This window comes from Mycolicibacterium gadium (assembly GCF_010728925.1).
Classification (GTDB): Bacteria; Actinomycetota; Actinomycetes; order Mycobacteriales; family Mycobacteriaceae; genus Mycobacterium; species Mycobacterium gadium.
Genome location: NZ_AP022608.1, coordinates 40,206 through 53,634 on the forward strand (window position 1 = coordinate 40,206; position 13,429 = coordinate 53,634).

Consider the following 13,429-nt stretch of genomic DNA (forward strand, 5'->3'; position numbering starts at 1 on the left):
TCTCACTGACGTGACGTCCCCCGTACCGCTCGCAGCGGTCATTCTGGCCGGCGGGGCTTCCCGTCGAATGGGCCGCGACAAGGCCACCGTCGTGTTCGACGGCCAAACCCTCGTCGAGCGGATGGTGTCGGCCGTCAGCCCGAGATGTGCACCCGTGTTCGTCGTCGCCGCCCCGGGTCAGGCGTTGCCGACCCTGGACGCGCACATCCTGCGGGACGACATCCGGGGCGTGGGGCCACTGCTGGCAACAGGCCGCGGGTTGCGTGCCGCCGCGGAAGCCGGACGCGAGCTCGCCTTCGTCTGCGCCGTCGACATGCCCCTGCTGTCGGCCGATCTGATCGACGAACTCGAAGGTCCGGCCGTCCGACTCGGGGCCGACGTGGTGCTGCCGTGGGACGGTCGCACCCACTATCTCGCCGGGATCTACCGCACCAGCCTGCATGAGCGGGTGTCCCAACTCGTCTACGCGGGGGAGCGCAGCATGCGCGCCCTGGTCGAGAGCGTCGACACGCAGCGGGTGGTCATGCCCGAGCAGGCGTCGCTGACCAACGTCAACACCGTCGCCGAGCTGCGGGCCACGGCCTCCTCTCGAATCGCCTAGCAAATTCGCGAATTCAAGTCCATTTAATCCGCTCTTTATCGAATTAAATTCGGTGCACCGAATTGTGTCGATATTTCTCCGTGATATAGACCGCGTCGACAGTGACGCCCAGTCGCCAAGGACTGTCGAGTATCTCTGGGTGGGAGCTCAGACATGTTGTCCAACAGAACTTTTCGAATTCATCGACCGGCGCTACGCGCCAAGTCGATCGCCGATCGGCCCGAATTTCGTTCTTGGACAGCGCCGAGGACACAAGAGGCGGCGTCGCTTACCCGTGACGACCTTTGCCCGACCCGCCCGCGGCGAGCCCAGATGAGGACGTTCTAGGCACATCGTAGGCCGGGCTGGGCATCCGAGGGCACGTAATCTGTTGTAGCACAGTACCTTCAAGCTATCGAATGCTTTCAATGCCGAATTGCCCATCGATTGGTGTATGCAGCTGCAGGACGACGCTGCACATCCAAATATCAAGGAACACATGGGCATTAGCGCTGATCCGATGGGCTTGGGCGTCATCGGTCACACCAGCGAACCGATCTAACCGATACCGGCGTCCGCCGGCGACTTCTCCACTCATGCTGGATGTTTCGCCTCAAGAGTGGGCTTTGAGCGTCAGAAATGGTGGGCTGGGTCACAAATTGCCAGTGAGATGGCTCACGGTGATCCGCCGAAGCTGTGAAAACCTCAGCTTCGGGGAACGTGCGGATGACCTGCGCAGACGTTGGACTTCGCCCGGCGTGATCAGTCCGTGATCTGACAGCGACACGATCTTCACCGAAATGACTTTCGCTCGATCGGTTTGTACGGTCCTAATCGGCTTCTCAGGGAGCAAATAATTCAAAAACCACGAAACCTGCGTGTGAGTGGGGCCGAGCGGTCATTACGCAACCGACGGCCGCCGGACGCGATCGTCCGGTGAGGCGCTTTTCGCTTCTCACTGCTGCACCTACCCGAGACGGTGCGGCCCAAAACCCCGGCCTGTGATCAGGCACGTGCCCGTGCGTCCTCGCACGGGTCTTGGTTGGCGCGCGCTCGTCGAAAGGATCGAAGTTGAAGAACATCCGCAAGACGATTGGTCTGGCGACCTTCGCCGGCGCGCTCGCCGTGACGCCGATGGCGCTGGCAGGCACCGCCAATGCGGACAGCGTCAACTGGGATGCCGTCGCGGCTTGTGAGTCCGGCGGCAACTGGGCGATTAATACGGGTAACGGCTACTACGGCGGCCTGCAGTTCAGCATGGGCACCTGGCGGTCCAACGGCGGCAGCGGCTCGCCGCACAATGCCAGCCGTGAAGAGCAGATCCGCGTGGCGGAGAACGTTCTGCAGTCGCAGGGCATCGGCGCTTGGCCGAGCTGCGGGGGACGTGGCTAGTAATTAGGTAGGACCCCTTGTTGAGGCGGTGTTCAGGCGAAATGCCTGGACACCGCCTCTTCTTTCTCAGAGGCCTCTTACGCCAATTAAGTAACGATTAAAACTTTTGACGCTTACGTAACACGTGACCTTCCTCACCCGAAACACCGGATAGCCGCATCGAAGCAAGCACAGCGCTTCGCGCGGGCCTTGAGTTCCAAACGGTCGGGGAAGGACCGCAGAAATGAAGTTTTCGAAGCTTGTCGCCAAAGGCCTGTTGACCGCCGTCATCTCCGGCGCGCTTGCCCTTGTACCGATGGCCATGTCCACCGCCACCGCGAATGGGGATTCGGTCAACTGGGACGCCATCGCCGAATGTGAGTCGGGTGGCAACTGGTCCATCAACTCCGGCAACGGCCACTACGGCGGCCTGCAGTTCAAGCAGGCGACGTGGAACTCCAACGGCGGCAGGGGCAACCCCGCGACGGCCTCTCGCGCCGAGCAGATCCGGGTGGCCGAAAACGTCCTGCGCACCCAGGGCCTCAAGGCGTGGCCGAAGTGCGGCCCCCGCGGAGCCTCGCCTGCCGTCTGGAGAACCCCGGGCTCAGCGCCGTCGATGCCGGCTGTGCCCGCGGCCACGGGCGGGTGCGCCGCGATGCCGTCGAGTGCGTTCCTCGGCTTCCTCAATCCGCGCCAGATGTGCGCCACGCTGCTCGGCGGCTGAACTCGACGCTGATCTCAGACCGGCTGGACGTCGCGGTCGGTAGGGAGCGCGAACGCCGAGCGGGCCGCGACCGTGGCCAAGTGCCGCGTGACCAGCGCTTCGGGCCCCAGGACACTCGCCCGGGCGAACGCGGCGCTGAGCATCGGCGGCAGGTTCACGATTCGGCCGATCGTCTTGGACTCGCGCACCAACGAGCGCACCCGAGGGCGGCGGAACGCGGCGAACCGGCTGAACGCGGTGCTCAGATCGGCGCTCCTGTCGACGAAGGACGCCAGGATTGCCGCGTCCTCGAGTCCCTGGCAGCCGCCCTGACCCAGGTGTGGCCGCATCGGATGCGCCGCGTCACCCACCGCCACGATGGTTCCCCTGGCCCACTGCCGCGCCGGGTCGCGGTCGTATAGGTCGTTGCGCAACACCCGGGCCGGATCCGTGGCGGCCAGCACCGCGGGAATGGGCTCCGCCCACGCACCGAATTTGGCTTTCAGGTAGTTGAGCTCGCCCTCCGGCCTGCTGCGCCCTTCCGGTGTCCGTTCGGTGGCGAACCAATAGGTGCTGTCCGCGCCGAGGGGCACCTGGCCGAATTCGACCGCGGGGCCGAGGACCTCGCCTGCGAAGTCGGGGTCAATTGTGCACTCGGCCACCCCCCGCCACGCCGTGTAGCCGACATAGCGATTGTTCAATGGGCCGTTCAGATGGCGCGCCACCATCGAGTGCGTGCCGTCCGCGCCGACGACCGCATCGACCTGAATCGTCGTCGAGTCCGACAGACTCACCTGCACACCGTCGGCGGTGGCCACCAGAGAGCGGGCCGCGAGGCCGTATCGCAGGCTGCCCTCGGCAAGCCGGCCGGCCAGCACGGACGTCAGGACATTCCGGTGGATCACCACCAGCGGTTCGCCGAGCGCCTGGACCAGTCGCTGCGGCGCCGGGCGGCGCAGCCAGGTCCCGTCACGCCAGCGCATCGCCCCAGCGGTGATCCGGCCGCCCGCGCCGCGGACCGCGTCGCCAAGGCCGAGTTCGTCGAGGGCGGCCAGTGCGTTGGGCCAGATGCTGATGCCCGCGCCGGACGAGGTGTCGGTGCGCTCCTCGATGACAGAGACGTCGTGGCCGTGCTGTTGGAGCGCGTTGGCGGTCGCCAATCCGGCGATGCCCGCGCCGATCACCAGGATCCGCTTCGGCATCCGTCGAACGTATCGCGTGCGCCTACAGATCGAAGATGAGGAGCGTGCTGGTCGCGGTGGCGACAATCGCTCCGGATTCGTCTGTCACAACACCGTCGGAGAAGCCGACGCGCGATCCGGTCTTCACCACCGTGCCCACGGCGGTGAGAGCGCCGCTGCTCAGGCGTACCGCCTTGAGGTAGTTCACCTTGATCTCGATCGAGGTGTAGCCCTTGCCCGCGGGAAGGGTGCTGTGGACGGCGCAGCCTGTCACCGAGTCCAACAGCGTGCAGATCAGCCCGCCGTGAACCGCGCCGATTGGGTTGTAGCCGGATTCGTCTGGCTGGCAAGTGAATACGACTCGACCTACTTCGGCTTTGACTATGGCGAACTCCATCAGACCGCTGATCGGCGGCTGCGGTAGACGGCCTTCGGCCATCGCCTGCAGGTAGTCCAGGCCCGCCATCGTCAGTCCCTTGGCGGTGCTCGGGCCCGGCTCGTGCCATGTGATGGTCTTCGAGCGTTGCGGGCCCCAGTCTGTGCGGGCGTCGGTATCGGTCAGGTCTGCGGTCATCGCTTGTCCTTCGATTTGGTCATAGACGGGTAGCGGCGTTGGCGGTCGGGGTCGTCGAGGGCGACGGCGTGCGCCTTGCCCCACGCCAGGAGTGCGTCCAGGACGGGAATCAACGCCTCGCCGGACGCGGTGAGACGGTACTCGTAGCGCGGGGGAGCGCTTTGGTACTGCGAGCGGGTGACGACATCCGCGTTCTCCAGCGCCTTCAGTCGGGCCGCGATGCGGTCGCGGGGTGCGCCGGTGCCACGCACGATGTCGGTGAAGTGGGTGGCGCCCAGCGCGATCTCCCGGATGACGAGCAGCGCCCAGCGCTCTCCGACGATCTCCAGCGCCGCCGCGATCGGGCATGGCCGACCGGGCAGTTCCGCCAACGGAAATGCGTGCGGCGAGGTCATGTCGCCAGCGTGCCACGAGTCAGTTTGAAAATCAAACTCACTGGGTAAGGCTCGCTCGGTGAACGGCGCGGACCCGCTGAGGCGTGTGCTACCAACATGGGCATGACGCAGCCGACGCCGTTCGACGACCTCGATGCCTACGTCGCGCTGCCCCGCGTCTCGGGGCTGGCGGTGTCGGCGGACGGCACCCGCGTCGTGACCACCGTCGCCGAGCTCAACGAGAAGCGCACCGAGTACGTCAGTGCCGTTTGGGAGGTCGATCCTGCGGGCGGGCAGCCGGCGCGACGGCTGACCCGCGGGGCCAAGGGTGAGTCGTCGCCGGTGTTCACCGCCGACGGCGACGTGCTGTTCGTGGCTTCCCGGCGGACCGAGGGCGACGACAAGTCGCCCGCGGCGCTGTGGCGCCTGCCCGCGGCGGGCGGTGAGGCTTTCGAGGCGCTCGCATTGCCCGGCGGGATCGAGGCCGTGCGGACCGCCGCCGAGGCTGACCTCGCCGTGGTGCGCGCGCCGGTGATGCACTCGGCCCAAGGTGTCGACGACGATCGCCGTCTTCGGGAGCTGCGCAAGGACACTAATGTCACGGCCATCCTGCACACCGGTTACCCGATTCGCCACTGGGACAAGGACCTGGGACCGGGCGTGCCGCACCTGTTCGGCACCGGTCTCGATGACGACATCCCGAGGGACCTGACCGAAGCGCCGGGAAGCGCGTTGTGGGACACGGACTTCGATGTCAGTCCCGACGGCCGGTTCGTCGTCACCAGCTGGCAGCAGCCAGCCGCGGGCGCTGCCAAACATGCCGTTCTGGTCCGAATAGATACCGATAGCGGCGATCGAAGGGTGATCGCCGACGACCCCGACGGTGACTTGTGGAGCCCGGTGATCTCACCGGATGGATCGTCGGTCGTATACGTCCGCGAATCATATTCGACGCCAGAGATGGCCCCACGGATCACACTGCATCACTTGAGATTTGGTGAGGATCCGATCGAGATCGCGCCGAACTGGGACCGCTGGGCGACGTCGGTGAAGTGGTCACGCGACGGCGCAGCGGTGATCGTCACGGCTGACCAGGACGGCCGAGGTCCGGTCTTCGCGATCGATCCGGCCGAGGGCACCGTCACGCAACTGACGCATGACGACTACACCTACAGCGACGTCAACACCGCGCCCGGCGGGGTGATCTACGCGCTGCGCAGCTCCTATTCGGCGCCGCCTCATCCGGTGCGCCTCGATCCCGACGGGTCGGTCACCGAGTTGCCCTGTGTCGACCTGCCGCCGCTGCCCGGGACGTTGACCGAGGTCGAGGCGACAGCGACAGACGGCACCCGGGTGCGTTCATGGCTCGCGCTGCCTGAGGGCGACGGGCCAGCGCCGCTGCTGGTGTGGATTCATGGCGGCCCGCTCAGCAGCTGGAACGTCTGGTCGTGGCGATGGAATCCCTGGTTGTTGGCCGCGCGGGGCTATGCGGTGTTGCTGCCTGATCCTGGGTTGTCGACGGGATACGGACAGGACTTCATCCAGCGAGGGTGGGGCGCGTGGGGAAGCGCGCCGTACGAGGATCTGATGGCGGCTACGGACGCGGCGTGTGAGCATCCGCGTGTCGATGCCGATCGGACCGCGGCGATGGGCGGATCTTTCGGGGGCTATATGGCCAATTGGGTTGCCGGACATACCGATCGGTTTGATGCGATCGTCACGCACGCGAGCCTGTGGGCGCTCGACCAGTTCGGCACCACCACCGACGCGTCGTACTACTGGGTGCGGGAGATGACCCCGGAGATGGCGGCGGCGAACTCGCCACACCTCCACGTCGGCCAGATCGCCACCCCGATGCTGGTCATCCACGGCGACAAGGACTATCGCGTACCCATCGGCGAAGCGCTGCGCCTCTGGTATCAACTGCTCACCGAATCGCAGCTGCCCGCCGCCGACGACGGCACCAGCCCGCACCGATTCCTGTACTTCCCGTCCGAGAACCACTGGGTGCTCACCCCTGCGCACGCCAAGATCTGGTATCAGGTGGTGACGGCTTTCCTCGGACGTCACGTGCTCGGCGAGGACGTCGAGCTGCCGGAGACGCTCGGGTAGCGTCGCGCCCATGGGTACCGATCGCGAATTCGACATCGTCCTGTACGGGGCCACCGGCTTCGTCGGCAAGCTGACCGCGGCATACCTGGCCAGATCCGGTGCCGACGCCCGCATCGCCCTGGCGGGCAGGTCAGAGGACAGAGTGCTCGCGGTGCGGGAATGGTTGGGCGAGGCCGCACAGTCGTGGCCGATCATCACCGCGGACGCATCGGACCCGTCGAGTCTGGACGCGATGGCGGCGCAGACGCGTGTCGTGGTGACGACGGTCGGACCGTACGCCAAGTACGGCCTGCCGTTGGTTGCCGCATGCGCGGCGGCGGGCACCGATTACGCGGATTTGACCGGCGAGCCCACCTTCGTCCGCGAGAGCATCGACCTCTATCACAAACAGGCTGTCGACACCGGCGCTCGTGTCGTGCACTCGTGTGGTTTCGATTCCGTCCCTTCTGATCTCACCGTTTTCGCGCTGTACCGGCGGGTCGAGCAGGACGGTGTCGGACTGTTGACCGACACCAACTTCGTGGTGCGCCGCATGGCAGGTGGTCTGTCGGGCGGCACTGCCGCGTCGTTCGTTGAGCTCATGGACGCTGCGTCGGACGACCCCGAGGTACGGCGCTTGATAAACGACCCGTATTCGCTGACGCCCGACCATGCGGCCGAGCCGCAACTCGGCGCCCAGCCCGACATGCGGTGGCGTCGTGGCCGGGAAATCGCCCCGGAGTTGGACGGTTATTGGGTTGCACCGTTCGCAATGGCGCCCGTCAACACGCGAATCGTTCGACGCAGCAACGCATTACTCGGCTACGCCTACGGGCGCCGCCTCGAATACGGTGAGCAGCTGAGCATGGGCAGTTCAGTCGTGGCGCCGGTGGTCTCGGCACTGTTCGCGGCGGGTAACCGCGCCACGATGGAACTGGGCAGCCGCTACTTCAACCGGTTGCCGCGCACCCTCGTCGATCGCGTGCTGCCGAAGCCGGGCTCGGGTCCGAGCGACCGCACCCGCGAACGCGGCCACTACACGGTCGAGACGTACACAACGACGACAACCGGGGCGCGCTATCGCGCGACGATGTCCCAGAAGGGTGACCCGGGCTACAAGGCCACCTCGGTGTTATTGGGGGAGTCGGCGTTGGCGCTGGCCTTCGACCGTGACCGACTATCCGATTTGCGTGGCGTCCTCACCCCCGCGGCGGCGATGGGCGATGCGTTGCTCGCGCGATTCCCCGCTGCCGAAGTGCTATTGGAGACAACGCGACTAGCCTGAATTCGTCGGTGTTCCGCGCATCGGCAGAACGCCTGTGCGCCAAGATCGCTTTGGACTAGTTTTGACCGCGTCAGGGAATATCCCAGCGACGAAGGTGGGCGGTAATGGCCGGTCTCGACGAACTGTTCGCACAAATCCCGGTACAGGACATCGCGAAGAAGATCGGTGCCGATGAAGGCGAAGTGAACAACGCGATCCGCACCCTGGTGCCCGCGCTGGTCGGCGGTTTGGCCGAGAACGTGCAGGCCGATCAGATCGACTCGAGCGACCTCGAAGCCGCGGTGGCCCAGCAAGGCGCGGGCGGCCTGCTAGACGGCGGCGTCAGCGTCGACCAGGTCGACGAAAGGCAGGGCGACCAATACGTCGCGAAGATCTTCGGCGGCAACGACAGCGGGGCAGTCGCGTCCGCGCTCGCCGGTCAGGGTGCCGGTGGCGGCGACCTGATCAAGCAACTGCTGCCGATCCTGGCGCCCATCGTGCTGGCCTACATCGGCAAGCAACTCACCAAGGGTTCGGCGCCGGCCGAGACCCAGCAGGCGCCCGCGGGCGGTGGCGGAGGTCTGGGCGACATCCTCGGCGACATCCTCGGCGGCGCTGGTGGTGGCGGTGGCGGTGGCAACAACAACCCGCTGGGCAGCATCCTGGGCAGCGTGCTGGGCGGCAGCGGCGGTCAAAGCAACCCGATCGGCGAGATCCTGGGCGGATTGCTCGGCGGCAAGCGGTAGGCCGCCGACCGGGCTGATGTGCGCCCGGCAATCCACCTGAACGGCCACCACGCTGGAGTTCATAGAATGGCGCGGTGACCGACAGCTCCCGCCCCGGCCTCGACGCCCTGCCCAAATCCTGGGATCCCGGCGCGGTCGAGAGCGATCTGTACGAGGGCTGGGTCGATGCCGGCTACTTCAAGGCCGACGCCGCCAGCGAGAAGCCGCCGTACTCGATCGTTCTCCCGCCGCCGAATGTGACGGGCAGCCTGCACATGGGCCACGCGCTCGACCACACGTTGATGGACGCGCTGACTCGCCGCAAGCGCATGCAGGGCTACGAGGTGTTGTGGCTGCCCGGCATGGACCATGCGGGCATCGCGACCCAGAGCGTCGTCGAAAAGCAGCTCGCCATCGACGGGAAGACCAAAGAGGACTTCGGCCGCGAGCTGTTCATCGACAAGGTATGGGACTGGAAACACGACTCCGGTGGCACGATCGCCGGGCAGATGCGCCGCCTCGGCGACGGCGTCGACTGGAGTCGTGACCGGTTCACCATGGACGAGGGCCTGTCGCGCGCGGTGCGCACCATCTTCAAGCGGCTGTTCGACGCCGGGCTGATCTATCGCGCCGAACGGCTGGTGAACTGGTCGCCCGTGCTCGAGACCGCAGTGTCTGACCTCGAGGTCAAGTACGACGACGTCGAAGGCGAGCTGGTGTCGTTCCGCTACGGCTCGCTGAGTGACGACGAACCGCACATCGTGGTGGCCACCACCCGCGTCGAGACGATGCTGGGCGACACCGCGATCGCAGTGCACCCCGACGACGAACGCTATCGCGATCTGGTCGGCAAAACTCTGCCACATCCGTTCGTCGACCGCGAGATGATCGTCGTGGCCGATACCCACGTGGACCCCGAGTTCGGCACGGGCGCAGTAAAAGTCACCCCCGCGCACGATCCCAACGACTTCGAGATCGGTTTGCGCCACCAGTTGCCGATGCCGACGATCATGGATACCAAGGGCCGGATCGCCGACACCGGGACCGAATTCGACGGTCTGGACCGCTTCGATGCACGCGTCAAGGTCCGTGAGGCGCTCGCCGAACAGGGGCGCGTCGTCGCCGAGAAGCGGCCGTACCTGCACAGCGTCGGCCATTCCGAGCGAAGCGGCGAGCCCATCGAGCCGCGGCTTTCGCTGCAGTGGTGGGTCAAGGTCGAATCGCTGGCCGCTGCGGCCGGGGATGCCGTGCGTGAGCACCGCACCGTGATCCACCCGCCGAGTCTGGAGCCGCGCTGGTTCGCCTGGGTGGACAACATGCACGACTGGTGCATCTCACGTCAGCTGTGGTGGGGCCACCGCATCCCGATCTGGCACGGCCCCGACGGCGATATGGTGTGCGTCGGCCCCGACGAGACCCCGCCGGCAGGCTGGGAGCAGGACCCCGACGTGCTCGACACCTGGTTCAGCTCGGCGCTGTGGCCGTTCTCCACCATGGGCTGGCCCGAGCACACCAAAGAACTCGAGAAGTTCTATCCCACAACGGTTCTGGTCACCGGTTACGACATCCTGTTCTTCTGGGTCGCCCGGATGATGATGTTCGGCACCTTCGTCGCCGACGATCCGGCGATCACGAGCGGGGGGACGCGCGGGCCGCAGGTGCCGTTCGAGAATGTGTTCCTGCACGGGCTGATCCGCGACGAGTTCGGCCGCAAGATGAGCAAGTCGCGCGGCAACGGTATCGATCCGCTCGACTGGGTGGACAAGTTCGGCGCCGACGCGCTGCGCTTCACCCTCGCCCGCGGTGCGAGCCCGGGCGGCGACCTGTCCATCGGTGAGGATCACGCCCGCGCGTCGCGCAACTTCGCCACGAAGCTGTTCAACGCCACCCGATTCGCGCTGATGAACGGCGCCGCTCCCGCGCCGCTGCCCGACGTCGGCCAGCTGACCGATGCCGACCGGTGGATCCTTGGACGGCTGGAAGAGGTTCGCGCCGAGGTGGATTCGTCGTTGGATGACTACGAGTTCAGCCGTGCGTGCGAGTCGCTCTACCACTTCGCCTGGGACGAATTCTGCGACTGGTACGTCGAACTGGCCAAGGTGCAGCTCGCCGATGGGATCACCCACACCACGGCAGTGCTGGCCGCGGTGCTCGACGCACTGCTCAAACTGCTGCACCCTGTCATGCCCTTCGTCACCGAAGTGCTGTGGAAGACGCTGACCGGTGGCGAGTCGCTGGTCATCGCCGACTGGCCGCAGCCGTCGGGCTTCGCGGTGGATCAGCTTGCGACACAGCGGATCACCGATATGCAGAAGTTGATCACCGAGATCCGCCGGTTCCGTAGCGACCAAGGCCTCAACGACCGCCAGCGGGTGCCCGCACGGCTCTCCGATGTGGCGAAGGCGGACCTGGAGACCCAACTGCCCGCCATCGCCGCGCTGGCCTGGCTGACCGAAGCCGAAGACGGCTTCAACCCGTCGGCCGCGGTCGAGGTGAGACTGTCGCAGGCGACGATCGTGGTGGAGCTGGACACGTCGGGCACCGTCGACGTCGCCGCCGAGCGGCGCAGGCTCGAAAAGGATCTGGCTGCCGCGCAGAAGGAACTCGCCGGCACCGAGGGCAAGCTCCGCAACGATGCGTTCCTGGCCAAGGCCCCAGCCGACGTCGTCGACAAGATCCGCAACCGCCAGCAGGTGGCCTCCGAAGAAGTCGACCGGATCACGGCGCGCCTGGCCAGCTTGGCATGACCGCTCCCACCCCGGACGAGGTCGCGGCGCTGCTTCAGGTCGAGCATCTGCTCGATCAGCGTTGGCCGGAGACGAAGCTCGAACCGAGCACGGTCCGCATCGCCGCGCTGATGGAATTGCTCGGCTCGCCGCAGCGGAGCTACCCGACGATCCACATCGCGGGCACCAACGGCAAGACGTCGGTGGCGCGGATGGTCGATGCACTGCTGACCGCGTTCAGTCGCCGCACCGGCCGCACCACCAGCCCGCACCTGCAGTCGGCGGTCGAGCGCATCTCGATCGACGGAAAGCCGATCAGCCCGGCGAAGTACGTCGAGACCTACCGCGAGATCGAACCGTTCGTGCAGATGGTCGACCAGCAGTCCGAAGCGGCCGGAGGACCCGCGATGAGCAAGTTCGAAGTCGTCACCGGGATGGCCTTCGCCGCCTTCGCCGACGCACCCGTCGACGTGGCCGTCGTCGAGGTCGGTCTCGGCGGTCGTTGGGACGCCACCAACATCGTCGACGCACCCGTCGCGGTCATCACCCCGGTCGGCGTGGATCACACTGACTACTTGGGCGACACCATCGCCGAGATCGCGGGCGAGAAGGCGGGCATCATCACCAAACAGGCGGAGGACCCCGTGCCCATGGGCGCAGATCTGAGCACCGTCGCGGTGATCGCGCGTCAGGTCCCTGAGGCGATGGAAGTGCTGCAGGCCCAGGCCGTGCAGGCCGATGCCGCGGTCGCGCGGGAAGATTCGGAATTCACGGTGCTCGGCAGGCAGATCGCCGTCGGAGGACAGCTGCTCGAACTGCAGGGCCTCGGCGGGGTGTACAGCGAGGTTTTCCTGCCGCTGCACGGTGAGCATCAGGCGCACAACGCGGCGGTGGCGCTCGCGGCCGTCGAGGCCTTCTTCGGCGCTGGCGCACAGCGCCAACTCGACCTCGACACGGTCCGCGCCGGTTTCGCGTCCGTCACCAGCCCCGGTCGGCTCGAACGACTACGCAGTGCGCCAACGGTTTTCATCGACGCCGCACACAATCCGGCGGGCGCCGTCGCATTGACGCAGGCGCTACAGGACGAGTTCGACTTCCGGTTCCTGGTCGGCGTCGTGTCGGTGATGGCCGACAAAGACGTCGACGGGATCCTCACCGCGCTCGAACCCGTCCTCGACCAGATCGTGGTGACCCACAACGGTTCGCCGCGCGCGCTGGAGGTCGAGGCACTGGCGATCCGCGCCGAGGAGCGGTTCGGCCCGGAACGGGTGATCGCCGCACCGACGTTGCCCGACGCGATCGAGACCGCCACGGCACTTGTCGAGGAGGCCGGAAACGAAGGTGAGGGCCTCGGTGGCTTCGGAGGGGTGGGCATGGTGATCACCGGTTCGGTCGTCACGGCAGGCGCCGCGCGGACGCTGTTCGGCAGGGACCCCGAATGACCGAGCAACCGCCGGGCCAGCCCGACCCCTGGAGAAGCTTTCGCGGCGTGATGGCGGGCACGCTGATACTGGAGGCGATCGTCGTACTTCTCGCGCTGCCCGTCGTGGCGCGTATCGGCGGCGGGCTGACGGCCGTCAGCGGCGGATATCTGGTCGGGCTCGCTGTGGTGCTGGTGCTGTTCGCCGGACTCCAGGGGCGGCCGTGGGCCATCTGGGCCAACCTGGCGTTGCAGCTGGTGCTGATCGCGGGAGTTTTCGTGCACGGCGCCATCGGCTTCATCGGCCTGGTGTTCCTCGGCGTGTGGCTGTTGATCGCGTACCTGCGCTTCGAGGTGTTGCGCAGGCAGAAGCGGGGACTGCTGCCCGGCCAGCAGGGACCCCCGGACCAGTCCAGCTAG

General features: G+C 66.6%; 12 protein-coding genes. 9 read left to right on the top strand and 3 right to left on the bottom strand.

The genetic code is table 11. The features are described 5' to 3' along the window. The first annotated feature begins 10 nt into the window (after positions 1 to 10). The 3 genes from mobA (at position 11) to G6N36_RS00210 (ending at position 2,675) form a co-directional block, all read left to right on the top strand. Positions 11 to 601, top strand: a complete 591-nt coding sequence (mobA, locus tag G6N36_RS00200) for a molybdenum cofactor guanylyltransferase (RefSeq protein ID WP_179964684.1) — start codon at positions 11 to 13, stop codon at positions 599 to 601. A 1,050-nt stretch (positions 602 to 1,651) separates the two neighbouring features. Continuing rightward, a complete protein-coding gene (locus G6N36_RS00205; protein WP_163683946.1) occupies positions 1,652 to 1,972 on the top strand; it encodes a transglycosylase family protein in 321 nt (106 codons plus the stop codon). Positions 1,973 to 2,195: 223 nt separating this feature from the next. Further along, complete coding sequence (locus G6N36_RS00210) at positions 2,196 to 2,675, top strand: transglycosylase family protein (protein ID WP_163683948.1); 480 nt, start codon at positions 2,196 to 2,198, stop codon at positions 2,673 to 2,675. A 14-nt stretch (positions 2,676 to 2,689) separates the two neighbouring features. Here the strand turns inward: G6N36_RS00210 and G6N36_RS00215 are convergent, their stop codons facing one another. From G6N36_RS00215 to G6N36_RS00225, 3 genes are read right to left on the bottom strand one after another with little or no spacing between them, the layout of a single operon-like run. Beyond that, positions 2,690 to 3,856, bottom strand: a complete 1,167-nt coding sequence (locus G6N36_RS00215; protein ID WP_163683950.1) for an FAD-dependent oxidoreductase — start codon at positions 3,854 to 3,856, stop codon at positions 2,690 to 2,692. 22 nt (positions 3,857 to 3,878) lie between these two features. After that, positions 3,879 to 4,409 (bottom strand): PaaI family thioesterase, encoded by a 531-nt coding sequence (locus G6N36_RS00220; protein WP_163683952.1) that lies wholly within the window; start codon positions 4,407 to 4,409, stop codon positions 3,879 to 3,881. Continuing rightward, positions 4,406 to 4,804 carry a winged helix-turn-helix transcriptional regulator gene (locus G6N36_RS00225; protein ID WP_163683954.1) on the bottom strand — a complete coding sequence of 133 codons (399 nt, stop codon included), beginning with the start codon at positions 4,802 to 4,804 and terminating at the stop codon, positions 4,406 to 4,408. Before G6N36_RS00225 ends, G6N36_RS00220 begins: the two co-directional genes overlap by 4 nt. Positions 4,805 to 4,900: 96 nt before the next feature. Here G6N36_RS00225 and G6N36_RS00230 point away from each other — a divergent pair, with 96 nt between their 5' ends. The 6 genes from G6N36_RS00230 (at position 4,901) to G6N36_RS00255 (ending at position 13,429) form a co-directional block, all read left to right on the top strand. Next, complete coding sequence (locus G6N36_RS00230) at positions 4,901 to 6,895, top strand: S9 family peptidase (protein ID WP_163683956.1); 1,995 nt, start codon at positions 4,901 to 4,903, stop codon at positions 6,893 to 6,895. 10 nt (positions 6,896 to 6,905) lie between these two features. Beyond that, the gene (locus G6N36_RS00235) at positions 6,906 to 8,159 is read left to right on the top strand and encodes a saccharopine dehydrogenase family protein (RefSeq protein ID WP_163683958.1); all 1,254 of its coding nucleotides are present in this window, start codon (positions 6,906 to 6,908) and stop codon (positions 8,157 to 8,159) included. A 104-nt stretch (positions 8,160 to 8,263) separates the two neighbouring features. Beyond that, on the top strand, positions 8,264 to 8,884 hold the full coding sequence (locus G6N36_RS00240) for a DUF937 domain-containing protein (RefSeq protein ID WP_163683960.1): 621 nt from the start codon (positions 8,264 to 8,266) through the stop codon (positions 8,882 to 8,884). 74 nt (positions 8,885 to 8,958) lie between these two features. Next, positions 8,959 to 11,610 carry a valine--tRNA ligase gene (locus G6N36_RS00245; RefSeq protein WP_163683968.1) on the top strand — a complete coding sequence of 884 codons (2,652 nt, stop codon included), beginning with the start codon at positions 8,959 to 8,961 and terminating at the stop codon, positions 11,608 to 11,610. Then, positions 11,607 to 13,031, top strand: coding sequence for a bifunctional tetrahydrofolate synthase/dihydrofolate synthase (folC, locus tag G6N36_RS00250; RefSeq protein ID WP_163683970.1), 1,425 nt, complete (start codon positions 11,607 to 11,609; stop codon positions 13,029 to 13,031). Before G6N36_RS00245 ends, folC begins: the two co-directional genes overlap by 4 nt. Then, positions 13,028 to 13,429: a DUF4233 domain-containing protein gene (locus tag G6N36_RS00255; protein ID WP_163683972.1), complete on the top strand. Its 402-nt coding sequence runs from the start codon at positions 13,028 to 13,030 to the stop codon at positions 13,427 to 13,429. Before folC ends, G6N36_RS00255 begins: the two co-directional genes overlap by 4 nt.

What these genes read in the sequence shown, in the direction of transcription:
- G6N36_RS00210 (WP_163683948.1), top strand. Translation starts at nt 2,196, where the DNA reads ATGAAGTTTTCGAAGCTTGTCGCCAAAGGCCTGTTGACCGCCGTCATC.
- G6N36_RS00215 (WP_163683950.1), bottom strand. Translation starts at nt 3,856, where the DNA reads ATGCCGAAGCGGATCCTGGTGATCGGCGCGGGCATCGCCGGATTGGCG.
- G6N36_RS00220 (WP_163683952.1), bottom strand. Translation starts at nt 4,409, where the DNA reads ATGACCGCAGACCTGACCGATACCGACGCCCGCACAGACTGGGGCCCG.
- G6N36_RS00225 (WP_163683954.1), bottom strand. Translation starts at nt 4,804, where the DNA reads ATGACCTCGCCGCACGCATTTCCGTTGGCGGAACTGCCCGGTCGGCCA.
- G6N36_RS00230 (WP_163683956.1), top strand. Translation starts at nt 4,901, where the DNA reads ATGGGCATGACGCAGCCGACGCCGTTCGACGACCTCGATGCCTACGTC.
- G6N36_RS00235 (WP_163683958.1), top strand. Translation starts at nt 6,906, where the DNA reads ATGGGTACCGATCGCGAATTCGACATCGTCCTGTACGGGGCCACCGGC.
- G6N36_RS00240 (WP_163683960.1), top strand. Translation starts at nt 8,264, where the DNA reads ATGGCCGGTCTCGACGAACTGTTCGCACAAATCCCGGTACAGGACATC.
- folC (WP_163683970.1), top strand. Translation starts at nt 11,607, where the DNA reads ATGACCGCTCCCACCCCGGACGAGGTCGCGGCGCTGCTTCAGGTCGAG.
- G6N36_RS00255 (WP_163683972.1), top strand. Translation starts at nt 13,028, where the DNA reads ATGACCGAGCAACCGCCGGGCCAGCCCGACCCCTGGAGAAGCTTTCGC.